Source organism: Bosea sp. RAC05, from assembly GCF_001713455.1.
Taxonomy (GTDB): domain Bacteria; phylum Pseudomonadota; class Alphaproteobacteria; order Rhizobiales; family Beijerinckiaceae; genus Allobosea.
In genome coordinates this window covers 1,319,797-1,342,500 of record NZ_CP016464.1, presented here as the reverse complement: position 1 = coordinate 1,342,500, position 22,704 = coordinate 1,319,797, and the positions used below count along the sequence as shown (strand labels likewise).

The 22,704-nt window shown below is 67.3% G+C and carries 28 protein-coding genes (1 of these 28 only partly in view); 7 read left to right on the top strand and 21 right to left on the bottom strand.

The window, feature by feature from the left end; all coding sequences use genetic code 11:
- From BSY19_RS09825 to epmA, 8 genes are all read right to left on the bottom strand, one after another.
- Nucleotides 1-32, bottom strand: the beginning of a protein-coding gene (locus BSY19_RS09825; RefSeq protein ID WP_069054015.1) for a DUF1330 domain-containing protein. It extends 277 nt beyond the left edge of the window; 32 of the gene's 309 nt are visible here — the first part of the coding sequence; its start codon is at nt 30-32; the stop codon falls past the left edge of the window.
- A 1-nt stretch (nt 33) separates the two neighbouring features.
- A complete protein-coding gene (locus BSY19_RS09820; RefSeq protein ID WP_069054014.1) occupies nt 34-321 on the bottom strand; it encodes a DUF1330 domain-containing protein in 288 nt (95 codons plus the stop codon).
- A gap of 37 nt (nt 322-358) precedes the next feature.
- On the bottom strand, nt 359-1,066 hold the full coding sequence (gene pyrF, locus BSY19_RS09815; protein WP_069054013.1) for an orotidine-5'-phosphate decarboxylase: 708 nt from the start codon (nt 1,064-1,066) through the stop codon (nt 359-361).
- Between the two features lie 81 nt (nt 1,067-1,147).
- Nucleotides 1,148-1,792, bottom strand: a complete 645-nt coding sequence (locus tag BSY19_RS09810) for a DsbA family oxidoreductase (RefSeq protein WP_069054012.1) — start codon at nt 1,790-1,792, stop codon at nt 1,148-1,150.
- Nucleotides 1,793-1,805: 13 nt separating this feature from the next.
- Nucleotides 1,806-2,192, bottom strand: a complete 387-nt coding sequence (locus tag BSY19_RS09805; protein WP_069054011.1) for a type II toxin-antitoxin system VapC family toxin — start codon at nt 2,190-2,192, stop codon at nt 1,806-1,808.
- The gene (locus BSY19_RS09800) at nt 2,189-2,434 is read right to left on the bottom strand and encodes a type II toxin-antitoxin system Phd/YefM family antitoxin (protein WP_069054010.1); all 246 of its coding nucleotides are present in this window, start codon (nt 2,432-2,434) and stop codon (nt 2,189-2,191) included. The genes BSY19_RS09805 and BSY19_RS09800 overlap by 4 nt, the downstream gene beginning before the upstream one ends.
- A gap of 53 nt (nt 2,435-2,487) precedes the next feature.
- On the bottom strand, nt 2,488-3,555 hold the full coding sequence (locus tag BSY19_RS09795; protein WP_069054009.1) for a lysine-2,3-aminomutase-like protein: 1,068 nt from the start codon (nt 3,553-3,555) through the stop codon (nt 2,488-2,490).
- Nucleotides 3,552-4,616, bottom strand: coding sequence for an EF-P lysine aminoacylase EpmA (epmA, locus tag BSY19_RS09790; protein ID WP_069054008.1), 1,065 nt, complete (start codon nt 4,614-4,616; stop codon nt 3,552-3,554). The genes BSY19_RS09795 and epmA overlap by 4 nt, the downstream gene beginning before the upstream one ends.
- A 115-nt stretch (nt 4,617-4,731) precedes the next feature.
- On the opposite strand from epmA, the gene efp reads away from it, so the two are divergent.
- The 3 genes from efp to BSY19_RS09775 all read left to right on the top strand — a co-directional run bounded on the left by efp (nt 4,732) and on the right by BSY19_RS09775 (nt 7,477).
- Entirely contained in the window at nt 4,732-5,301 is a 570-nt protein-coding gene (gene efp / locus BSY19_RS09785) for an elongation factor P (RefSeq protein ID WP_069054007.1), read from the top strand.
- 91 nt (nt 5,302-5,392) lie between these two features.
- Complete coding sequence (locus BSY19_RS09780; protein ID WP_150129563.1) at nt 5,393-5,911, top strand: DUF1993 domain-containing protein; 519 nt, start codon at nt 5,393-5,395, stop codon at nt 5,909-5,911.
- Between the two features lie 261 nt (nt 5,912-6,172).
- Nucleotides 6,173-7,477, top strand: coding sequence for a hypothetical protein (locus BSY19_RS09775; protein WP_069054006.1), 1,305 nt, complete (start codon nt 6,173-6,175; stop codon nt 7,475-7,477).
- Nucleotides 7,478-7,492: 15 nt separating this feature from the next.
- Here BSY19_RS09775 and BSY19_RS09770 read toward each other — a convergent pair whose 3' ends face one another.
- The 10 genes from BSY19_RS09770 to BSY19_RS09725 all read right to left on the bottom strand — a co-directional run bounded on the left by BSY19_RS09770 (nt 7,493) and on the right by BSY19_RS09725 (nt 16,530).
- Nucleotides 7,493-8,149, bottom strand: coding sequence for an MBL fold metallo-hydrolase (locus BSY19_RS09770; RefSeq protein ID WP_069054005.1), 657 nt, complete (start codon nt 8,147-8,149; stop codon nt 7,493-7,495).
- 136 nt (nt 8,150-8,285) lie between these two features.
- Complete coding sequence (locus BSY19_RS09765; protein WP_069054004.1) at nt 8,286-8,633, bottom strand: hypothetical protein; 348 nt, start codon at nt 8,631-8,633, stop codon at nt 8,286-8,288.
- A complete protein-coding gene (locus tag BSY19_RS09760) occupies nt 8,630-10,258 on the bottom strand; it encodes a fumarate hydratase (protein ID WP_069054003.1) in 1,629 nt (542 codons plus the stop codon). The genes BSY19_RS09765 and BSY19_RS09760 overlap by 4 nt, the downstream gene beginning before the upstream one ends.
- A gap of 136 nt (nt 10,259-10,394) precedes the next feature.
- Entirely contained in the window at nt 10,395-10,856 is a 462-nt protein-coding gene (gene ptsN, locus BSY19_RS09755; protein WP_069056972.1) for a PTS IIA-like nitrogen regulatory protein PtsN, read from the bottom strand.
- An 83-nt stretch (nt 10,857-10,939) separates the two neighbouring features.
- The gene (gene hpf, locus BSY19_RS09750; protein WP_069054002.1) at nt 10,940-11,527 is read right to left on the bottom strand and encodes a ribosome hibernation-promoting factor, HPF/YfiA family; all 588 of its coding nucleotides are present in this window, start codon (nt 11,525-11,527) and stop codon (nt 10,940-10,942) included.
- 118 nt (nt 11,528-11,645) lie between these two features.
- Nucleotides 11,646-13,175 carry an RNA polymerase factor sigma-54 gene (gene rpoN / locus BSY19_RS09745; RefSeq protein WP_069054001.1) on the bottom strand — a complete coding sequence of 510 codons (1,530 nt, stop codon included), beginning with the start codon at nt 13,173-13,175 and terminating at the stop codon, nt 11,646-11,648.
- A 222-nt stretch (nt 13,176-13,397) separates the two neighbouring features.
- Nucleotides 13,398-14,195 carry an LPS export ABC transporter ATP-binding protein gene (gene lptB / locus BSY19_RS09740; RefSeq protein ID WP_150129562.1) on the bottom strand — a complete coding sequence of 266 codons (798 nt, stop codon included), beginning with the start codon at nt 14,193-14,195 and terminating at the stop codon, nt 13,398-13,400.
- A 154-nt stretch (nt 14,196-14,349) separates the two neighbouring features.
- The gene (locus BSY19_RS09735) at nt 14,350-15,036 is read right to left on the bottom strand and encodes an LptA/OstA family protein (protein WP_069054000.1); all 687 of its coding nucleotides are present in this window, start codon (nt 15,034-15,036) and stop codon (nt 14,350-14,352) included.
- A gap of 2 nt (nt 15,037-15,038) precedes the next feature.
- Entirely contained in the window at nt 15,039-15,800 is a 762-nt protein-coding gene (lptC, locus tag BSY19_RS09730) for an LPS export ABC transporter periplasmic protein LptC (RefSeq protein WP_069053999.1), read from the bottom strand.
- Nucleotides 15,801-15,915: 115 nt separating this feature from the next.
- Nucleotides 15,916-16,530 (bottom strand): ribonuclease D, encoded by a 615-nt coding sequence (locus BSY19_RS09725; protein ID WP_069053998.1) that lies wholly within the window; start codon nt 16,528-16,530, stop codon nt 15,916-15,918.
- A 226-nt stretch (nt 16,531-16,756) separates the two neighbouring features.
- Here BSY19_RS09725 and BSY19_RS09720 point away from each other — a divergent pair, with 226 nt between their 5' ends.
- Genes BSY19_RS09720 through BSY19_RS09710 form a run of 3 tightly spaced genes read left to right on the top strand, consistent with a single transcriptional unit; the run spans nt 16,757 to nt 19,021 of the window.
- Nucleotides 16,757-17,230: a DUF805 domain-containing protein gene (locus BSY19_RS09720; RefSeq protein WP_069053997.1), complete on the top strand. Its 474-nt coding sequence runs from the start codon at nt 16,757-16,759 to the stop codon at nt 17,228-17,230.
- Nucleotides 17,179-18,375, top strand: coding sequence for a succinyl-diaminopimelate desuccinylase (dapE, locus tag BSY19_RS09715; protein WP_069053996.1), 1,197 nt, complete (start codon nt 17,179-17,181; stop codon nt 18,373-18,375). The genes BSY19_RS09720 and dapE overlap by 52 nt, the downstream gene beginning before the upstream one ends.
- Nucleotides 18,376-18,430: 55 nt before the next feature.
- On the top strand, nt 18,431-19,021 hold the full coding sequence (locus BSY19_RS09710; protein ID WP_069053995.1) for a hypothetical protein: 591 nt from the start codon (nt 18,431-18,433) through the stop codon (nt 19,019-19,021).
- A 20-nt stretch (nt 19,022-19,041) separates the two neighbouring features.
- Here BSY19_RS09710 and truA read toward each other — a convergent pair whose 3' ends face one another.
- From truA to def, 3 genes are all read right to left on the bottom strand, one after another.
- On the bottom strand, nt 19,042-19,779 hold the full coding sequence (truA, locus tag BSY19_RS09705) for a tRNA pseudouridine(38-40) synthase TruA (RefSeq protein WP_069053994.1): 738 nt from the start codon (nt 19,777-19,779) through the stop codon (nt 19,042-19,044).
- Entirely contained in the window at nt 19,779-20,708 is a 930-nt protein-coding gene (gene fmt, locus BSY19_RS09700) for a methionyl-tRNA formyltransferase (RefSeq protein WP_069053993.1), read from the bottom strand. Before fmt ends, truA begins: the two co-directional genes overlap by 1 nt.
- A gap of 96 nt (nt 20,709-20,804) precedes the next feature.
- Entirely contained in the window at nt 20,805-21,383 is a 579-nt protein-coding gene (gene def / locus BSY19_RS09695; RefSeq protein ID WP_069053992.1) for a peptide deformylase, read from the bottom strand.
- Between the two features lie 119 nt (nt 21,384-21,502).
- Between def and BSY19_RS09690 the strand changes: the two genes are divergently transcribed.
- Nucleotides 21,503-22,696: a DNA recombination protein RmuC gene (locus BSY19_RS09690; RefSeq protein WP_069053991.1), complete on the top strand. Its 1,194-nt coding sequence runs from the start codon at nt 21,503-21,505 to the stop codon at nt 22,694-22,696.
- Nucleotides 22,697-22,704 lie beyond the last annotated feature (8 nt).

Here is a 22,704-nt window from a genome sequence, read left to right as displayed (position 1 = left end):
TCGACCCGAGCGATCCAGTAGCCCTTGGCCATTTCAGACGCCCTCGACCACGACGATGTCGATCTCGCCGGCGCCCTCGCGCAGCTTGCGGGCCTCGGCATAGTCCTGCGACATCGCATAGGCCTTGGCGGCCTCGAAGCTCTCGAACTCGATGACGACGTTGCGGGCTCGGCCCTCGCCTTCCGCCACCGTCATCATGCCGCCGCGCACCAGCGGGGTGCCGCCATATTTGCGGATCGCCTCGGAGGCCTTCGCCGCATAGGCCGCCCATTGCGTCGCATTGCTGACCTTGGCGCGCGCCACGACATATCCCTTGGGCATGATCCGAATCCTCTGAGAGATCGACTGGAGCTCGAACTTAGGAGGCTGCCGCGATCTCGTCCATGATCGCGGCCGCCGCCCCACGCGGGTCGGCTGCGCGAATGATGGGACGCCCGACGACGAGATGGTCGACGCCGGCGCGGATCGCCTCGCCGGGGGTGAGCGTGCGCTTCTGGTCGCCGGCCGCGCTGCCGGCGGGCCGGATGCCGGGCGTCACGATGAGCATATCGGAGCCGATGACATCGCGGACGATCTCGGTTTCGGCCGCCGAGCAGACGATGCCGTCGATGCCGGCGGTACGGGCCTGTTCCGCCCGCAGGCGCACGAGGTCGCGCACGGCCAGCCCGTAACCTGCATCGCGCAGATCGCCATCGTCATAGGAGGTCAGCGCGGTGACGGCGAGGAGCTTCAGATCCGCCCCGTCGCGCCCCTCGACGGCGCCGCGCATCGTCTGGGGGTAGGCGTGGACCGTGAGCAGGTCGACGCCGAGATTGCTGAGGGAGGCAACGCCCTCGGTCACGGTGTTGCCGATGTCGTGGAGCTTGAGGTCGAGGAAGACCTTCTTGCCTTCGGCGACCAGCTGCTGGGTGAGCTGCAGGCCGCCCGCGAAGGCGAGCGCATAGCCGATCTTGTAGAAGCTCGCGGCGTCGCCGAGTTGCGAGACGATGCGATAGGCGTCCCAGATCGTCGGCACGTCGAGCGCGACGATCATGCGGTCGCGCAGGTCGTTGATCTTCTGGGTCATGGGCCCACTCCCGCTGTTTGCGGGGATGGGCCATGATTCGGGCGCCGGCGCAAGGCCGCGCGCCCGGCGAGCTCCCGTCGCTCAGGCCGCGTCGCTCAGCACCTGCTTGAACACCTGCGCCCAGACATCGCCGGTCTGCGCGCCGGAGACCGCAAGCTTGCCGTCGATGATGAAGAAGGGCACGCCGGTGACACCGACCTGCTGGGCGTGTGCCTCGAGCCCGATCACGGTCTCGCGCAGCTCCTCATTGGTCAGCTCGTCGCGCGCGGCCTGCTCGTCGAAGCCCTGCTCGCCGGCAATGGCGACGAGCGTGTCGAGATCGCCGATGTCGCGGCCGTCCTGCCAATAGGCCTTGAACAGCGCCGCCTTCATCTCGGTGCCGCGCTGGACGGTCGAGGCGGCGGCGACCAGCATATGGGCCATGCGGGTGTTGACGCTCTTCGTCACGCGGGCCCAGTTGAAGGTGACGCCGCTTTCGAGCGCCGCCTCCGAAAGCCGGATCTCGATTTCCTTGCGCTTGCCGGCGCCGAACTTGGCATCGAGATAGGCGGTGCGGTCCATGCCTTCGGCCGGCATGTCGGGGTTCAGCTCATAGGGCAGCCAGGTGATGGCGACGCGCTCGGTCAAGCCATGGCTCTCCAGCGCCTTCTCCAGCCGCGCCTTGCCGATGAAGCACCAGGGGCAGGCGAGATCGGAGACGATCGCGATGGGCAGTTTGTCTTTCATGGCGGTCTCCTTCTCAAACCTTCTGGATCGCGCCGCCATAGCGGGCCACCGTGTTGTCGGACGTCAACAGGGTGATTCCTTCGACCTTGGCCTGAGCGACCAGGATGCGATCGAACGGATCCCTATGGATCGGCGGCAATCCGTCGATCGCAACCGCATGCTCGCCCGTGACCGGCAACTCGGCAAAACCATGGTCGAGCAAGCCGCGTCTCAGAAGTCTCGCGTCAACCGAAAAATCACTCCGGCCGAGACTGGTCTTGATGGCGATCTCCCACAGGCTCGCCGCGCTGAAATACAACTCGCTGTCGGCTGAGTCGATGATGCGTCGCGCTTCCGCCGACAGCCGGTCGGGTCGACCCGCGTTCCACAGCAGAAGGTGCGTATCGAGAAGAGCCTTCACGATCGCCCGTTGAACATGGCTTCGATCTCTGCCCGCCCCATCTCATCGAAATCATCGGGCACCGTCATTTGCCCGACCATAAAACCAGTGCGTTGGAGCGGCTTGGTCTCGATCGGCTCCAGCGGAACGACCTTGACCATGGGCTTCCCCGCCTTGGCGATGATGAAGGCCTCGCCCTTCGCGGCGCGGTCGACCAGGCGCGACAGATGCGTCTTCGCGTCGTGGATGTTGACCTTCTCCATGGCCGACCTCAGGTTAGTTCAATTGAGTTAGTTTACCAGAGCAGCCATTGACTTCAACCCGGCGGATAGAGGTGCCGCTCGCCATGGCGGTCCTCGGCGAAAGCCTCGGCGCCGGGCGTCTCGCAGGCCGAGAGGAAGGCGGGGCCGACGGGGATCTTCCCCGCCCCGCCAGGAATGTCGAGGATATAGGTCGGCTGGCACAGGCCGGACAGATGGCCTCGCAGGCTTTTGACGAGGGCCTGGCCTTCTTCCAGCGAGAGCCGGAACGACGCCGTGCCGGGCGCGAAGTCCGGATGGTGCAGATAATAGGGCTTCACCCGGTTCTCGACGAAGGCGCGCATCAGGGCCGACAGGGTCGCGACATCGGCATTGACGCCTCTGAGGAGCACGCTCTGGCTGATCAGGACATGGCCGGCATCCGCCAGCCGCGCCAGTGCGGTCCGTGCAGCGGGCGTGAACTCGCGCGGGTGATTGGCATGGATGGCGACATAGCTCGCCTTGCCCGGGATCCGCAGGGCGGCGGCATAATCGGCCGTGATGCGGTCGGGCTCGACCATCGGCACGCGGGTGTGCCAGCGCGCCACCTTGATATGGTCGATCGCGCCCAGACGCTGCGCCACCTCCCGCACCCGCCGGGCCGAGAGGATCAACGGGTCGCCGCCCGTCATGATGACCTCCCAGATCTCGGGATGATCGGTGAGATAGGCCAGCGTCGCCTCGAGCTTCCCGCCTGTGAGCGCGTCGCCGCCGGGGCCGACCATCTCGCGGCGGAAGCAGAAGCGGCAATAGACCGGGCAGGCATGGACGAGCTTGAGCAGGGCGCGGTCGGGGTAGCGATGCACCACGCCCTCGACCGGCGAATGCGCCTCGTCGCCGATCGGATCGGCGCGCTCCTGCGGCAGCGTGACGAGTTCGGCGGGATCCGGGACGAACTGGCGCGCGATCGGGTCCGCTGCATCGTCCGGGTCGATCAGCGCGGCCATGGCCGGCGTAACCGAAACCGCGTAGCGCGCAGCCACCGCCTCCAGCGCCTCGCGTGCCTGGGGCGCAACGAGGCCGGCCTCAATGAGGGCCCCGACGCTGCGCAGCGGCTGTCCGCCGGGAGGCTGGTGAAGGGTCATGCCGCTCCCCTGCCCGGTTCCGCCACCGGCGTCCAGAGCACATCCTCGATCCGGCGGGCGCCGGTGCAGAGCATCACGAGGCGATCGAACCCAAGCGCGATGCCGCTGGCCGGCGGCATCGCGGCGAGCGCGCTCAGGAAATCCTCATCGACGGGATAGCGCTCACCATAGATGCGCGCCTTTTCATCCATGTCGGCCTCGAAGCGGCGGCGCTGCTCGGCCGGATCGGTCAGCTCCCCGAACGCATTCGCCAGCTCGACGCCGCAGGCATAGAGCTCGAAGCGCTCGGAGACGCGGGGATCGCCGGGTTTCGGACGGGCGAGCGCGGCTTCAGAGATCGGGTACTCGCACAGGATCGTGGCCCGCCCCCGGCCCAGATGGGGCTCGATCCGCTCGGAGAGGATGCGACTGAAGATGTCGGACCAGCTGTCGTCATCGGTGACCCGGATACCGGCTTCGGCCGCATCGGCCGCGAGCCCGCCGCGATCGACGTCGTTGTCAGCGGTGACGGTGCGCAACAGGTCGATGCCGGCGTGACGCCGGAAGGCGTCCTGGAGCGTCAGTCGCTCGGGCTGCGCGAAAGGATCGGCCTCGCTGCCGCGCCAGCGGAATGTGGTGACGCCGGCAGCGCGGGCCGCCTCGGCCAGCAATTCGGCGCAATCGCCCATCAGCGTCTCGTAGCCTTCGCCCGCCCGATACCATTCCAGCATCGTGAATTCGGGATGATGCAGCGCCGTGCGTTCGCGGTTGCGGAAGACGCGGGCGAAATCAAAGATGCGGGGCTCGCCGGCCGCCAGCAGCTTCTTGGCCGCGAATTCGGGCGAGGTGTGCAGGTAATAGGGATGCCGGGCCCCGGCATCGTCGATCAGCGTCGTGGCGAAGCCGTGCAGATGCGTCTCGTTGCCCGGCGAGACCTGCAGGATCGCGGCCTCGACCTCGACGAAGTCGCGCGCCTCGAACCAGCGGCGCAGTGCCGCCCTGATGCGACCGCGCGCCAGAAGCGCCGGGCGACGGTCGGCATGGATGTCGGGCCGCCAGAACGGCGGAAGAGGGTTTGTCATCGTCTCGGGTTCAAAAACGTCGGCAAGCTTCCGTTTCGCCTGCGAATGCGGTAGTGGCGCGGCAAGGATTTCGCCAAGGGCGCCATGGCGCGGCGCCAGCTCAAGGACAAGTCACGTGGTCAAGGTCATCGCATCCTCCGTTCGCAAGGGCAATGTGCTCGAACTCGACGGTCATCTCTGCTCGGTCCTGTCGGCCGAGAGCTTCTTCCCCGGCAAGGGCACGCCGACGACGCAGATCGACATGCGCCGGATCTCCGACGGCGTGAAGATGACGCAGCGCTACAAGACGACGGAGCAGGTCGAGCGCGCCTATGTCGAAGACCGCGACTTCACCTATCTGTACCAGGATGGCGAGCAGTACGTGTTCATGAACCCCGAGACCTTCGACCAGATCAATGTCGATGGCGACGTGGTCGGCACCATGGCTCCCTATCTGCAGGAAGGCATGAAGGTTTCGCTCTCGGTGTTCGAGGACAAGGCCGTGGCCATCGAGCTGCCGCAGCGCGTCACCGTCGAGGTCGCCGAGACCGAGCCTGTCACCAAGGGCCAGACGGCCTCCTCCTCCTACAAGCCCGCGATCCTGGTCAACGGCGTGCGCACGGCCGTGCCGCCCCATATCGGCCCCGGCGTCCGCATCGTGGTGATGACGGAAGACGGCTCCTATGTGGAGCGCGCCAAGGATTGAGTCCGGCGGCCGGTGCAAACCCCGGGAGCATGATTATATCGGCGATGCGGCGGGCCCTTTCCGGGCCCGTTTTCGTTTCCGAGGATCGCTCATGACCATCACCGCACGCTCCGCCGCCCTCGCCGGCTTCGTCCAGACGCTCAAGGCCCTCGACGCCATCCTCGACAAGACGGTCGAGCAGGCGGCGGCACGCAAGATTCAGCCCGAGGTGCTGCTGAGCGCGCGGCTGGCGCCCGACATGCTGCCCTTCTCGCGCCAGATCCAGCTGGCCTGCGACTTCGCCAAGAACGCGGCGGCCCGCCTTGCCGGCGGCGACAACCCCAAGCACCCCGACGACGAGAAGAGCTTCGACGAGCTGAAGGCGCGCATCGCCAAGGTCCTCGCCTTCGTCGAGGGCATCGACGAGGCTGCCTTCGAGGCCGGCGTGGCGCGCGACGTCACCTTCCCGCGCGGCCAGAATGCGACCATGACGATGCGCGGCGAGGCCTATCTCACCCGCTTCACCGTGCCGAACTTCTATTTCCACGCCACGACCGCCTACGCGATCCTGCGCAAGAACGGCATCCAGATCGGCAAGCAGGACTTTCTGCTCGGCGTTCTCGACAGCTGAGGCCGGCGCCCTTGAAAGCGCCGCATTGCTCTCCCATATGAGCATCACGGCGATGTCGAGGGCGTTCCACTGTCCTCCAGCGCTGTAGAAGACGGCCATGAGCTCGAAGTGTGACGCCGGATGTACGCGCACCCTTCAGGACATGGCCGTTAACGTTTTCAGCCCTGGCTGTTCCCTGCGATATATCTTTGCTGCGTTGAACGTGCTCCGCCGCCGCCGCGACTGTCTTTCATCGAGGTTCGATGAAGGCGGGAGGGGACGATGGCGGAGCCCAAGGGAATGATCTACCTGCAGCCGGGCGGCGCAGAGCGGTTCAAGAAAGACACCTCCAAGATCTTCCGGAAACGGAACAATGAGGTGCTGCTGCACCTGGATCTGCTGCTGGCGAGCTACCCCACCACTCCCCGGGACGATCGACACCGTCGGACGATCATGCTCGCCAGCATGATTTCGCTGTGCAGCCGGTGGCTGAGTGAAAAACAGACGAAGATCGATGGCCACAGCTCGTTCCGGGCACCCCATATCCGCAATCTCCATGAAGCTGCGGTGAGTGCCCTGCGTGGGATCAAGGTCCTCGAGCGGGTGAAGAAACACATCGCGGCGAAGAAGAACTGGGACAAGACGCTCGGCGACGTCAAGAAGATCATCCCGGAAGGCTCCACCCATGGCGCCGATGGCAGGCCCGTCAGGATCATCCAGGGCGAGAACTGGCTCGAGGTTCTCGACCAACACCATCGCCAAGGACAGGAGCTCAAACGCCATTTCCAGAACTGGCAGGCCTCGAAGGACCCCTGCAGCTTCTGGGAGTACCTCGAAAAACTGGACCGGACGTCTCTGGTGGCTCTGACCACATTGGAGGTCAGTTACATCGATGACCTGACGTTCAGAGATCTGTTTGCGATCGATTTTCGTGGCGGGCGGATGTTTTCCAGAATGACACCCGGCCTGCAGCAGCGCATCGTCGATGCGGTCAAGAAGCCCCAATTGCAAACGGCGGATAGCCGGCAGGCCATCCTCTCGTCAGCGGAGGAGAAGCTTCTGGATACCTCGACCTGGGAATCCCGCGCGCTGTCCGGCTTGACGGACGGCTGGGGCGCTTTCGTGCTCAGCCCGCAGGACGTGCTCTATGTCGGCATCCACACGAGCGGCAGCTTCCACCACTCGAGCTTCCTGTGCGGCGCTCCGATCCTCGCCGCCGGCATGATCAAGGTCGAGAAGGGCCGCATTCGCGGCATCCACGAAAAAAACGGTCACTATCGCTCGCAGGAAATCCACATGCTGAGCTTCCTGAAGCTGCTCCAGCGCAACTTGCCCGGCACCGACTGGCATGGTGTCGAATACTACAGCTTCGGCGGCGCCTGGATGACCGTCGGGCAGAAGCTGAACCTGCCGCGCCCGCCGGTGGTCCCGGACCGGACCAACCGGGGACCGCTTCCCTCGACGCTGGCGTCCCCACAACCCGCTCCGCAAGGGTCGGGCAGGCGCCTGCCACCGACACCCGTGCAGGCTCAGGCTAAGCCTCAGGGCAAAGTCATGGCCGCGGTCACCCGCCTCAACAAGAACTAGAGCTGCGGCCGCCGCTCAGCCCTGCAGGAACGGATTGTTCGCCCGTTCCTCGCCGAGCGTGCCGGCGGGTCCATGCCCGGGCAAGAACTGCACATCGTCGCCGAGCGGCAGCAGCTTGTCCCGGATCCCCGCGATCAGGGTCTCGTGGCTGCCATAGGGAAAGTCGGTGCGGCCGACCGAGCCGGCGAAGACCGTGTCGCCGGCCAGCAGGAAGCGCAGATCCTTCTGGAAGAAGGTGACGTGACCCGGCGTGTGGCCCGGCACATGCAGCACCGAGAAGGCGACGTCGCCGACCTTGACCTCGTCGCCCTCGACGAGCCAGCGCGACGGCGACACCGCCCGCATGTCGCGGATGTCGAAGCGCAGGCCCGCTGTCGGCAGTTCGTCCAGCAGGAATGTGTCGGCCTCGTGCGGCCCGATCACCGGCACCGACAGCGCCTCGGCCAGTTCGGCCGCGCCGCCGGCATGGTCGAGATGGCCATGCGTCAGCCAGATCGCCACCGGCGTGACCCCGACTTCCTTGAGGGCCCCGCGGATGAGCGCGACGTCTCCGCCGGGATCGACGATGACGGCCTGCTTTGTGCGGGTGCACCAGAGGATCGAACAGTTCTGCTGGAACGGCGTCACGGGGATGACGGCGATCTGGAGCGGGGTCTGCGGCTGGTCGGTCATGAGGCCTCTCGACGATCTGAGTCCCGCTGTCTCGTCATGACGAGCACAGCGAGGCAATCCAGGGAGACGGGATCGGAGCGTTCAACCCAGTCTCTCTGGACTGCCGCGTCGCTTCGCATCTCGCCATGACGGCGCCTCACCGCCCGCCGCAGCGGCCGGCGATGAGGGCACGGTAGTCCTTCAGGTCGGAATCCATCATCGCGACGTTCTGCTCGCGCTCGGCTCCGGTCTGGCAGGTTGCAAAAACGGCGCGAGCGTTCTGCAGGAAGCCGACATGCTCGCGCCAGGTCCGGCACTGGGTCGCCTGATCGGCATTGGCGACGCCAGCGAGCCGCGTCTGCTGCCGGCGCAACGCGCCCTCGTTCTGGAACAGATCGCGCGAGCAGGTCGCCGGGCGGGCCTGCGCGGCGGCGGGCTCGGCCGCCACCAGCAAGGCCGGCAGCAGGGCGAGCGCGGCACAGGCGGCGAGGAGAAGCCGACTCATCCGAGGTTCAGTTCCTTGAAGAAGTCGTTGCCCTTGTCGTCGATCACGATGAAGGCGGGGAAATCCTCGACCTCGATGCGCCAGACCGCCTCCATGCCGAGTTCGGGGTATTCCAGCAGTTCGACCTTGCGGATGCAGTCCTGTGCCAGCCGGGCGGCCGGGCCGCCGATCGAGCCGAGATAGAAGCCACCGTGCTTCTTGCACGCTTCCCTGACGCTGGCGGAACGGTTGCCCTTGGCGAGCATCACCATCGAGCCCCCGAAGGACTGGAACTGGTCGACGAAGGAATCCATCCGGCCGGCGGTGGTCGGCCCGAAGGAACCCGAGGCCATGCCGTCGGGCGTCTTGGCCGGGCCGGCATAATAGACCGGGTGGTTCTTGAGATAATCGGGCATGCCCTGCCCGCTTTCGAGCCGCTCGCGGATCTTGGCATGGGCGGAATCGCGGGCGACGATGATCGTGCCGGTGAGCGACAGGCGGGTCTTGACCGGGTACTTGGTGAGCGTTGCCAGGATCTCGCTCATCGGCCGGTTGAGATCGACCTCGACGACGTCTCCACCGAGGGACGCGTCCTCGACCTCGGGCAGATACTTCGACGGATCGGTCTCCAGCGCCTCCAAGAAGATGCCGTCCCTGGTGATCTTGCCCTTGGCCTGGCGGTCGGCCGAGCAGGAGACGCCCAGCCCGATCGGCAGCGAGGCGCCATGGCGCGGCAGGCGGATGACGCGCACGTCATGGCAGAAATACTTGCCGCCGAACTGCGCGCCGACGCCGAGCGACTGCGTGAGCTTGTGGATCTCCTCCTCCATGGCGAGGTCACGGAAGGCGTGGCCGCTGGGCGAGCCTTCCGTCGGCAGCGCGTCGAGATATTTCGTCGAGGCGAGCTTCACCGTCTTCAGGTTCTGCTCGGCCGAGGTGCCGCCGATGACGATGGCGAGGTGATAGGGCGGGCAGGCGGCGGTGCCGAGCGTGAGGATCTTCTCCTTCAGGAAGGCGATCATGCGCTCCTTCGTCAGCAGCGAGGGCGTCGCCTGGAACAGGAAGGTCTTGTTGGCCGAGCCGCCACCCTTGGCGACGAAGAGGAACTTGTAGGCGTCCTCGCCATGACCCTTGCCTTCGGCGTAGATGTCGATCTGCGCAGGCAGGTTGGTCGCCGTGTTCTTCTCCTCGAACATCGACAGCGGAGCGACCTGCGAATAGCGCAGGTTACGCTTGAAATAGGCGTCGGCGACGCCCTCGCCGAGCGCCTCCTCGTCCTCGCCCTCCGTCCAGACGCGGCGGCCCTTCTTGCCCATGATGATGGCGGTGCCGGTGTCCTGGCACATCGGCAGCACGCCGCCGGCGGCGATGTTGGCATTCTTGAGCAGGTCATAGGCGACGAACTTGTCGTTCGAGGTCGCCTCGGGATCGTCGAGGATCTTGCCGAGCTGGGCGAGGTGGCCGGGCCGCAGCAGATGGTTGATGTCGATGAAGGCCTGCTCGCTGAGGCGGCGGATCGCCTCGCGGGAGACGTTCAGCACCTCGCGGTCGCCGATTTTCTCGACGGAGACGCCCTCGCTCCCGAGATGGCGATAGGGGGTCTCGTCCGGCCCAAGCGGGAAGAGATCGACATGGGTATAGGCCATCGGCGGCACTCCGGCATGCAACGACGTTCCCCTCGCCCTGCGGGCGGGAGCTTCGCGCTAGCGAATAGCCGATGTTGCGATCTGGTCAAATGCAAGACGGCGGGAGCGTGCAGTCCCGCGACCGGCGGTGCCCTGCTCAGGCCGCCTGCGCCGCCGATTCCGACAGGATCGCGTAGATCGCCGCGGGGTCGCGAACGGCACGCACCTGTTCGAGGACCGACTGGTTGCGCAGCACGCGGGCAACGCGGGCGAGCGCCTTCAGATGGTCGGCACCAGCCCCTTCGGGCGCGATCAGAACGAAGATGATGTCGACGGGCTGCCCGTCAAGCGCATCGAAGTCGATCGGCTTTTCGGTCCGGGCAAACAGCCCGACGAGCCGGTCGATCCCGGCCATCCGGCCATGGGGAATCGCAATGCCCTCGCCGATTCCGGTCGAGCCGAGACGCTCCCGCTGGAGCAGCGCCTCGAAGAGGTCACGCTCAGGCAGGCCGGTGAGCTGCGCGGCATGCTGGGCGAGTTCCAGCAAGGCCTGCTTCTTGCCGTTCGCCCGCAGCGGGGAAATCACCGCCGCGGGGCTCAGGAGATCGATCAGCGTCATGCGCCAGTCCATGCATGTCCCATGCCGCTCAATCCAACATGCGGCAGGGTCAAGGTTCGGGCCCGCGCGGAACTCCGCCAGACCTATGACAGCGACGCCGGAGGATCGATCCAGCCGATGTTGCCGTCGCGGCGGCGGTATACGACGTTCATCCGTCCATGGCCAGCATGGCGGAAGATCACGACCGGGGCGCCGGTCAGATCCAGCTCCGCGACGGCGTCACTCACCGTCAACACATGCAGCGATTTGGTCGATTCAGCGACGATAACCGGGTTGTCGCCGACCCCATCGACGTCGAGCTCCTCGATTTCATCGTCGGGAGCGGCAATCACATAGCTGGGGATTTCGAGTGCGGGCTCGCGCCCGTTGGCACTCGCCGAGCGATCCTTGAGCCGTCGCTTGTAGCGACGCAGGCGCTTCTCGATGCGCTCCGCCATCTTGTCGAGGCTGGCATAGGCATCGTGCGCCGTACCGGACGCCTCGAGCGTGATGCCCGACGACAGATGCAGCACGCCGTCCGTCTTGAACGCCGTCCCGTCCTTGCCGACGGTCACATGGCCCTGGTAGCCACCTTCGTAATACTTGCCGAGAGCGGCGGCCACACGGGCCTCGGCCTGGCCGCGCAGGGCCTCGCCGACATCGAGGTTCTTGCCGGAGATTCGCAAGCTCATGGAGTGCTTCCCCTTGTTAGCCACGGTCAGGACATCGACCGTCTTAGGGAGCTAAGAACTCGCTACCGCGTCTGTCAATGATATGGCCCAAAGCCGTCGCAAAGGTGACACGGCCCCGTCAGCGGCTGCCCATCGCCATCGCGATCTTCTCGCGCCGGCGCTCCATGGAGGATGGAATCCGGAGGGATTCGCGGTACTTCGCGACGGTGCGGCGGGCGATGTCGATGCCGCCCTCCTTCAGGCGGGCAACGATCGCGTCGTCTGAGAGCACGTCGGCGGGGGCCTCGTCGTCGATCATCTGCCGGATGCGGAAGCGCACCGCCTCGGCGGAATGCGCCTCGCCATAGCCGGTGGCGGCGATGGCGGCGGAGAAGAAGTACTTCATCTCGAAGACGCCGCGCGAGCAGATCAGATATTTGTTCGAGGTCACGCGCGAAACGGTGGATTCGTGCATCCCGATCGCGTCCGCGACGGTCTTCAGGTTGAGCGGGCGCAGATGCTCGACGCCATGGGCGAAGAAGCCGTCCTGCTGGCGAACGATCTCACTGGCGACCTTCAGGATGGTCCTGGCCCGCTGTTCGAGCGAGCGCGTCAGCCAGTTGGCGGTCTGCAGGCATTCGGCGATGAAGGCCTTCTCCTCGTCGCTGCGCACCGCCTTGGAGACGCGCGCATGATAGGTCTGGTTGATCAGCACGCGGGGCAGCGTGTCGGGGTTGAGATCGACCAGCCAGGAACCGTCCGGAGCGGCCCGGATGAAGACGTCGGGGACCACCGTCTCGGCCGTCGAGCCACCGAAACCGCGACCCGGCTTGGGGTCGAGGCGCCGGATCTCGGCGACCATGTCGGCGATGTCCTCGTCGTCGACGCCGCAGAGCCGCTTGAGGGCGGCGAAATCGCGCTTGGCCACGAGGTGGAGATTGGCGACGAGGGTCTGCATCGCGGGATCGAACCGGTCGCGGTCGCGCAGCTGGATCGACAGGCACTCGGCCACGTCGCGCGCCGCGACCCCCGAGGGATCGAAGCCCTGGACGATGCGCAGCACATCCTCGACGCGCGCGACGGTGACGCCGAGCCGCTCGGCGATGTCGGGAACGGGCTCGCCGAGATAGCCGGCATCGTCGACGGCATCGATCAGATGCCGGCCGATCAGCCGCTCGACGGGGTCGTGGACGGCGAGATCGAGCTGGGCGCTCAGGTGATCATGCAGGGACGCCTCGGCTGCGAGGCTGCTCTCGAACCCGTCCGGCCCCTCCTCGAAGGACCCGCCGGAGCCGCCATAGGCGCCGCCGATGATCGGCAGGCTGTCGGCCCCGCTGCTCTCGAGCCGGGCCACCGTCGGCTGCTCGCTCTGGAAGACGTTGTCGAGGCCGGTGCCGAGGCGGTTTTCCATACCCTCCTGGCTGTTAAGGCTCTCGGCCCGCTCGTAGCTCTCCGCGTCGGCCGCATGAGAGCCCTCGGCGACATGGCTCTGGAGGGGCCCCTCGGATGCGTCGTCGCGCTCGAGCAGCGGATTGCGCTCGAGTTCACCCTCGACGAAATTCTGGAGTTCGAGATGCGACAATTGCAGAAGCTTGATCGCCTGCAGCAGCTGCGGCGTCATCACCAGGGACTGGCCCTGGCGCAGCTCCATGCGCGGCATCATCGCCATGCGCTTGCGACCTTCCCACTCCGCACGCCGGAAACGGCACGCTTCTTGCTTGGAGGACGAGCCTAGCGCTGTCGCGCCCGCTCGTCAAAGGCCTTGCTCCGCCATGACCCCGCGAGGTTAATGCGCTGCAGCAAAATTGCGCAAGTGCGAAATCAGCCAAGCGGCGAGAGCCGGTGGAATGGTCACCGGGCTGGCCCGCGGACGCAGCGCCCGGCCTGGCGGCTAGAGGCGGAAATCCTCGCCGAGATAGACGCGCCGGACATCCGGATTGGCGATGATCTCGGCCGGAGACCCCTCGGTCAACACACGCCCCGAGTGGATGATGTAGGCCCGGTCCACCAGACCGAGCGTTTCGCGGACGTTGTGGTCGGTGATCAGCACGCCGATGCCGCGATCGGTCAGCTGCCGCACCAGGGCCTGGATGTCACCGACTGCGATCGGGTCGATGCCGGCGAATGGCTCGTCCAGCAGGATGAAGGAGGGCTTCCCGGCCAACGCCCGGGCGATCTCGCAGCGCCGCCGCTCACCGCCCGACAGCGCGATCGAGGGCGCCTTGCGCAGGCGGGCGATGGTGAACTCCTCGAGCAGCTGGTCGAGCTGGCGCTCGCGCTCCTTGCGATCGGGCTCGACCACTTCGAGCACCGCGCGGATGTTGTCCTCGACGCTCAGACCCCGGAAGATGGAGGCCTCCTGCGGCAGGTAGCCGATGCCCAGCCGCGCGCGCTGATACATCGGCAGCTGCGTGATGTCGTTGCCTTCCAGCGAGATGGTGCCGAGATCGGCGGCGACCAGGCCGGTGATCATGTAGAAGATCGTGGTCTTGCCCGCGCCGTTGGGCCCGAGCAGGCCGACCGCCTCGCCCTGGCGGAGATAGAGGCTGGCGTCGCTGACGACCATGCGTCCGCCATAGCTCTTGCGCAGCCCGCTGACGGCGAGAATGCCCTGACCGCCGATCGCAACGGCTTCCGTCGCCGATGACGGCGTTTCGGCAGCGGCGGAGCGGCCGAACAAGCGGCTCATGAGCCCTCCCCCGCGGCGATGAATCGGAGGCGCCGACGGGGCGGGCGCCGTCTCGGATTGCGGCATGTCGGTGATCGTCACGGTGGAGGACTGCGCCTGGCCTGGGAACGTCGCGGCAGGAGGCCCCGGCGCGCGGCGCCGGGGCAGCGGATTGTCAGTTGGTGGGCGTGGCGGGCTTGGCGCCGGCAGCGCCCTTGTTGGTCTCAGCCGCGTTGGGCACGAAGAAGCCCTGGACGCGACCACCCTTGTTGGTCTCGACATTGGCGATGCCCGTGACCGTGTTGTAGGTCAGCTTCTCGCCACGGGTGATGTTGGGGCCGTCGTTGAGCGCGACGTTGCCGGTCATGACCACGGTGTTGTTCGCGCGGTCGAAGACGGCGTTGTCGGAGGTGGCGGCCTGCGTCTTCGAGACGACGGTCACCGGCCCCTTGCATTCGATGCGCTTGATCGAGCTGTCATTGCCCTGGCCGGGCGCAGCCGTCGGCGTCGCGGCCGCCGGCTTGGCGCCGGCAGCCTGGCCGCTGCGGCCCTCGTAGAACACCGTCATGATCGAGCAGCGCACGGTCGTCTCGCCTTGCACGGCCACGACATTGCCGCTGAAGACCGCGCGGTTTTCCTTGTCGAGCACGTCGAGCTTGTCGGCGTCGATCTTGATCGGCTCCTTGCTGTCACCGCCGAGCCCGCCGAGTGGCGAGCTCGCACCGGCGCCGCCGCGTGCCTTGGCCTGCGCCGCCGCCTCCTGCGGGGCTGAGGCCAGCATCAGGATCGCAAAGGCGGTCGCGAAAGCCCCGAGACGTCCGCCGGAGGCGCCGAGCCGAGAGCGCGGAGAAGCTGCCTGCATGATCACTGTCCCGTCCCGTTCTTCTGACCACCGGCCGCCGTCGCCTGCGCCGGCCGGAGCAATTCGAGCGCGGGCGTGCTGCCTTCCCGCTCGGGCCCCGCGATCGTGCCCGCCGGAGCGTTGGGGATGAAGGCGCGAACCCGACCCTGGAAGACGATCAGCGCGCCGTTATCCTTCACGTCGAGCGAATCCGCATCGACCGTCGTGGTGCCCAGACTGACCTTGACCGGCTCCTTCGACACGACCGTCCCACCCTTGAAGTCGACATCGGCCGTCCGCATGCGGATGTCGTGGCCGTTCTCGGTCCGGACATGGACGTCGTCGACGAGCCGCAGCTTTTCCTTCTGCGTATCGAACAGGCCGCTCCTGGCGTTGACGGTGACCCAGCCCTCGCGCTCCATCTGGAGCCGCGCCGTCAGCGTCTGCAGCTCGACCTGCGTCGGGTTGCGGATTTCCTGAAGCGCCGCTTCGGCGGTCACCTCGTAAGGGCGGTTGTCCTTGCGATAGCCCGACAGCCGCGGCGTATCCATCTTGACCTTGCCGCCGTAAATGCCGACGGCGCCCAGCGACAGGCTCGAAACGCCGTTCAGCGGATGGAGGAACGGAGTCACGATCAGGGCCAGCACGGCCACCGATGCGCTGATGGGGATGGCCCGGCGCAGGAAGCGGACGAGCCGGGTGTGCCGGCGTGCCGCCCCGAAGGCGGCCTGACGCCTCGCACCCGGCACGCCGACGCGGGCCGTCGGCCAGTCATGAGAAGTCATTGCCACAGTCATGCCCCGCGCAATGGCAGTCGCTAACGGCTTTTTCGTGTCGAACGGCGCGCGCCCCCGCACCGTTCATCCGTCGCGAGACTGACGCAAGATGCCTTCGAAATTGTCAAGTATGAGCAAAAATGTCGGTTTCCGGCCACCCGGCCAGATCGAGCTCGGCCCGGTAGGGAAGGAACTGGAAACAGGCTTGCGCGAGATCGGTCCGGCCCTCGCGGGCGAGCATGATCTCGAGCCGCTGCTGCAGCGCGTGCAGATGCAGCACGTCCGAGGCGGCGTAGGTGAGTTGGGCCTCGCTCAGCGTCTCGGCGCCCCAGTCGGAGGATTGCTGCTGCTTGGAGAGCTCGATCCCGAGCAGTTCCCGCACCAGATCCTTCAGCCCGTGCCGGTCGGTATAGGTGCGGGCGAGCTTCGAGGCGATCTTGGTGCAGTAAACCGGGCCGGTCACGACGCCGAAGGCCTGGCGGAGGACCGCGATGTCGAAGCGCGCATAGTGGAACAGCTTCAGGACGGCGGGATCCTGCAGCAGCCGCAGCAGGTTTTCCGGCGGGGCTCCCCCCTTCACGATCTGGACGACGTCGGCGCTGCCGTCGCCGCGCGAGAGCTGGACGACGCAGAGACGATCCCGATGCGGGTTCAGGCCCAGCGTCTCGGTGTCGATGGCGACGCTGGTCCCGGCCTCGAAGCCGTCCGGCAGATCGCCGCGGTGAAATCGGATCGTCATCTCGCACCCTCGCTCGGCGCTGTCGCGCCCTGTCATCCGGATCCGTGCCCGGCCAGGCCGCTCCCGATCGAGGAGAGCCGCCACCCTCCGCCGGAGCTAACGGGGCGGCCGCCCCCGTTCAAGCTCTTTCGGGGCGATGCCCAAACGACCGCGTTAACCTTTTATTCACCATATCCTTTCGGGGCGGTGCCGGGCATGCCACAACGGCGTCATCGGAGCCTGATCGATGACCCTCTTCCGCCTGCTCGCCGATTTTGATGGACGCATTGGCCTCGGCCGCTTCTGGCTCGGCAGCGCCGTGGTCGCGCTGGCCTTGTTCGGCATCCAGCAGGCCGCGCCGGCCGTGTTCGGCCATGATGCCGGGCGCGCGGTTGCCTTTGCCCAGGCCTTCGCCCTCTTCCCCTGGGCTGCGCTGGCGGCGAAGCGCGCCACCGACCGCGGCAGCAGCGGCCTTTACGGCATCCTTCTGATCTGCGCGATCGTTCTGCCAGGCCAACTCCGGCCCGTCCTGCCGCTCGCCTGGGCGCCTTCCCTCGACACCATCTCGCTGATCGCCTGGTTGTTTGCGCTCGTCGATCTCGGCCTGATGCCCTCGGTGCGCGATGAGGAGCCGCTTGCGGCCGGCCATGCCGATGCTAAAGCGGGCGCATGGACACCTTCGCGCCCCTCGCCTTCGATCCCCTCGACCCCGTCGCACTGACCCAGGCGCTCGTCCGCTGCCCATCGGTCACCCCGGCGGAGGGCGGCGCGCTGAGCCTTATCGCCGAGGTTCTGGCGGCTGAGGGCTTCACGGTGGAGCGGCCGGTATTTTCAGCCCCCGGCACGCCCGACATCGAGAATCTCTACGCCCGGATCGGCCGCGAGGGCCCTGTCTTCGTCATCGCCGGCCATACCGATGTCGTGCCGGTCGGAGACGCGGGCGCCTGGACGCGCGACCCCTTCGGCGGGACGGTCAGCGACGGCGTGCTGCATGGGCGCGGCGCCTGCGATATGAAGGGCGGCCTCGCCGCCATGATCACCGCGGCGCTGCGCTTCCGGCGCGAGAACCCCGACGCGCCGGGCTCGATCGCCTTCCTCGTTACGGGCGACGAAGAGGGGCCGGCCATCAACGGCACCGTCAAGCTGCTCGAATGGGCGCATGCCCGCGGCGAGCGCTTCGACCATTGCCTGCTCGGCGAGCCGACCAACCCGGGGACGATGAGCGACATGATCAAGATCGGGCGGCGCGGCTCCCTGACGGGCCGCCTCACCGTCCATGGCAAGCAGGGCCATGTCGGCTATCCCCATCTGGCCGAGAACCCGATCCGCGGCATGGTGCGTCTGCTGGCGGCCCTGGAAGCCACCCCGCTCGACGGCGGCACCGCACATTTCGACCCGAGCAATCTGGAAGTGACGACGCTCGATGTCGGCAATCCGGCGACGAACGTCGTTCCCGCCCAGGCCAAGGCCGTCTTCAACATCCGCTTCAACGATGTCTGGACGCCACAGACGCTGGCCGCCGAGATCGAAGGGCGCCTGCGCGAGGCGGCGGGAAACAGCGTCCGCTACGAGATCGTCTTCGACCCGACCAATGCGGTCGCGTTCCTGACCGAACCCGGCCCCTTCGTGGCGATGGTCGCGGATGCCGTCGAGGCCGAGACGGGTCGCCGTCCGGCGCTGTCCACCACCGGCGGCACCTCGGATGCCCGCTTCATCAAGAGCTATTGCCCGGTCGTGGAGTACGGCGTCGTCGGCCAGACGATGCATCAGGTCGACGAATGCGTGGCTGTCGCCGACCTGGTGGCCCTCGAAGCCATCACCCACCGGCTGCTGAAGGCCTATTTCGGCAGCAAACGGGCCGATTGACGGACGTCCCGTCCTGACTCATAGTCTCCTTAGACGAAAGTCTAAGGATGGTGGGATGAAGCTTGCAGCCGACGATGTGGCGCGCTCGCTGCGCGCCTCATGGCAGCTGATGGCGCGCGGTGCCGAAGCGCTCGACGAACTGGAACTGACGCGCAGCGGGTTCTGGCGCTCCTTCGTCGCCCTGCTGCCCCTGACGCTTCCGGCCGCGATCGCGCTTCTCGCCGCCCTCCGGCTCCATGCCGGCCTGCCCAACTCGGCTGGCCTCTTCACCTCCCCCGGCCTGGCGCTGGCCGTTCTCGGCGCGACCGTGTCGAGCATCCTGGCCGTGCCGGCCCTGCTTTTTGCGCTCGAGCCGCAACTCGTGCACAGGCCCCGCTTCACGACCTTCGTCATCGCCTGGAACTGGGCGGGCATCATCTCCGTCGCCCTGGTCGCCGTGCCGGCGACGGTCTTCGCGATCGGCTGGTCGACGCCCGGTCTCGCGCTGATGCAGACGCTGGCCTTCGTCGCGATCGTCCTGCGGCTGCGCTACTGCGTGGCGCGGGCCGCCTTCGGGGCCGAGAGCGGGCTCGCCGCGCCGGTGGCGTTGGCAAGCGTCGTCGCCGACTACGCGATCCTGCGGATCTTCGGCTTCCTGGTCTTCTGAGGCCGACCGGACTGCAGCGTTCAGTAGTCCACGCCGGCGAGGTAGAGCCCGCAGGGCGGCGCCAGCGCCGCGCATTGCGAACGGTCGCGCGCCGCCAGCACCTTGCCGAGCTTGTTCTCGGGCCAGCGCCCGGCGCCAACCATTTTCAGGCATCCGACGATCGAGCGGACCTGATGGTGCAGGAAGGAGCGGGCATGGGCATAGACGACGGTCTCGTCGCCCTCGCGCCGGACGTCGAGCCGGTCGAGCGTGCGCATCGGGCTGTTGGCCTGGCATTCGGCAGCGCGGAAGGTGGTGAAGTCATGATGGCCGAGCAGGGCCTTGCCGGCGCGGTCCATCGCCTCGTGATCGAGCTTCACCGGCACATGCCAGAGCCGGTCGCGGTCCAGCGCCGGCTGGGCGCGCCGGTCGAGGATGCGGTAGATGTAGTAGCGTCGCTTCGCCGAGATGCGGGCGTCGAACGCGTCGGAAACCGCCTCGGCGCTGCAGACGGCGACGGGGAGGCGCTTGAGGCGGGCGTTGCTGGCGTCGCGCACGACATCGGTGCGCCACTCCTTCTCCAGATCGACATGGACGACCTGATGGGTGGCGTGGACGCCGGCATCGGTGCGGCCGGCGCAGTGCAGCCTGACGGGATGGTTGCAGAAGGCCTCGATCGCCTCCTCGACGCTCTGCTGCACGGACGGGCCGTTGAGCTGCCGCTGCCAACCCGAAAAGGGCGTGCCGTCATATTCGATGACGAGCTTGTAGCGCGGCATCAGAGCTTGTGGCCGGCAGCAAGCCGCGCCCCGCGCAGAAACTCGGCGCCGCTGACGGGCCGCCCGCCGGCACGCTGGACCTGCAGGAGCTTCACCGCCCCTTCCGCGCAGGCGACGGTGCCCTCCTCGTCCAGCAGCATGCCAGGCTCGGCCGCGCCGCCAGCGAGCGCCGTGCGCAGGACCTTGAGCCGCTCGGGGCCCTTGCCGAGATCGATCTCGGCGAAGGCGCCCGGAAAGGGCGCGAGTCCCCGGACGAGATCGTGGACCTGCCGGGCCGGGCGGGCCCAGTTCAGCTTCGCCTCGGCATTGGCGATCTTGGCAGCGTAGGTCACGCCCTCCTCCGGCTGCGGCGTGAAACGCAGGCCACCCCGGCCGAGCGCAGCGAGCGCGCGGACCATCAGATCGGCCCCCAGCGGCGCCAGCCGGTCATGCAGTTCTCCGGAGGTCATGTCGGGGCTGATCTCCAGCCGCTCGACCATGCCGACGGGGCCGGTGTCGAGGCCGGCTTCCATCTTCATGACGCAGACGCCGCTTTCAGCGTCTCCGGCCATGACCGCACGCTGGATCGGCGCGGCGCCGCGCCAGCGCGGCAGCAGCGAGGCATGCAGGTTGAGGCAGCCGAGTTCCGGGATGTCGAGGATCGCCTGCGGCAGGATCATGCCATAGGCGACGACGACCGCGACATCGGCCTGGTGGGAGGCGATCTGCTCGGCCACCTCGGGCGTCTTCAGGGTCGACGGCGTGAAGACGGGGATGCCGAAGCGCTCGGCCGCCCTGTGCACCGGCGAGGGTTTCAGTTCGAGGCCGCGGCCGGCCTGGGCCGGGGCGCGGGTGTAGCAGCTGACGACCTCGTGGCCCTGGCCGATGATCTCGGTCAGGGTCGGCACCGCGAAATCGGGCGTGCCCATGAAGATGACGCGCAAACTCATACGCTGGATATTACCTCAACTGGGCAGGGATGGCCCGCCGCCTGATCATCTGAGCCCTCATCCCGAGGAGCCGCGGCAGGAGTTAACGCGGTTGCGTCACCCCTCGCGCCGCGCCTGCTTGGCGAAACGCTTGGTGACGCGCTCGCGCTTGAGGCGCGAGAGATGGTCGATGAACAGCACGCCGTTCAGATGGTCGATCTCGTGCTGGATGCAGGTGGCGAGCAGGCCGTCGGCCTCGATCTCCTGCCGCTTCCCGTCGAGGTCGGTGTAGGCGACCCTGACCGAAGCCGGGCGCTCGACCTCCTCGTAGTATTCCGGGATCGAGAGGCAGCCTTCCTCATAGACGCTGCGTTCCTCCGAGGACCAGGTGATCTCCGGATTGATGAAGGCGATCGGATTGCGCGGCTGGCGGTCGCGCTTCTCCTGGGAGCTGTCAGCGTCGGCCTCGGCAGGCTCCACGTCCGCAGGCGGCTCGGCCCTCTTGGCGACATCGAGCGTCACCACGCGCCAGGGCACACCGATCTGGATGGCGGCCAGCCCGATCCCGGGCGCGTCGTACATCGTCTCGAACATGTCGGCGACGAGCGTGCGGATATCGGGCGTGATCTCGGCCACGGGGGTGGAGACCAGCCGGAGCTGGGCGTCTGGCAGGATGACGAGCGGGCGGATGGCCATGGAGCTGTGTCTGCGCGGTTTTCGGATGATGAACCGGCCACATAAGCGCTCGCGCCGCGTGGGTCAAACCGTTCCGCTTTCGTTCGATTTGATTCACCCGAATCGGCTATCCTGCCGGAATGACAGAGATCGCCTTCATCCTTCTCGACCGGCCCGTGACCTGGGCGCAGGCCGCGCTCGGCTTCGGCGGGTCGACGCTTGGCCTGCTCCTGCTGCTGGCGCTCTCGGCCTGGCGCGGCAGCCGGCGACGGGCGCTGGAGGCGCTGGAGGCGCTGATCGCGGCCGAGCGTGCCCGCGAGACCGACGACAAGGTCGCCGAGATGAACCGGCTCCAGGCGGAATTGACCGGCCGGATGCAATCCATGGCCGAAATCCTCTCGACGCGGCAGGGCGATCTCGCCCGCCTCGTCGCCGACCGGATGGAGGGGCTGCGCCACCAGGTCGGTCAGGGCCTGGAGCAGAATGTCCGCCAGACCAGCGAGAGCCTCGGCCGGCTGCAGGAGCGGCTGGCGGTGATCGACAGCGCCCAGAAGAACCTGACCAACCTCACCTCCGAGGTGGTGACGCTGCGCGACGTGCTCTCCAACAAGCAGGCGCGCGGCGCCTATGGCCAGGGCCGGATGGAGGCGATCATCCGGGACGGGCTGCCCGGCGCCTTCTTCGCCTTCCAGCCGCAGCTCTCCAACGGCAAGCGACCCGACTGCCTGGTGACGCTTCCGGGCGACGGGCGCGGGCTCGTCATCGACGCCAAGTTCCCGCTGGAGAGCTTCACGCAGTTGCGCGAGGCCCGCGGCGAGGAGGCGCGCAAGGCGGCCGCTGCCCGGGTGCGCAATGATGTCGGGGTGCATGTGAAGGACATCGCCGAGCGCTACTTCCTGCCCGGCGAGACGCAGGACCTCGCCTTGCTCTTCGTGCCCTCGGAGTCCATCCATGCCGATCTGCACGAGCATTTCGACGACGTGATCCAGAAGGCGCATCGCGCCCGGATCATGATCGTCTCGCCCTCGCTGCTGGCGCTGGCGATCCAGCTCATGCAGTCGCTGGTGCGCGACGCGCGGATGCGCGAGGAGGCGCAGGTGATCCAGAGCGAGGTCGGCAAGCTGCTGGCGGATGTCCGCCGGCTCGGCGAGCGGGCGGAGAAGCTCGACCAGCATTTCCGCCAGGCGCAGGACGATGTGGCGGGCCTGAGAACCTCGGCGGGCAAGATCACCGGCCGCGGCGAGCGCATCGTGGCACTGGATTTCGACGAGGCGAAGGGCGAGCCGACGCTGCCCTTCGCCGAGGGGCTGACCTTGAAGAAGGCCGCCGAGTGAGCGGCGGC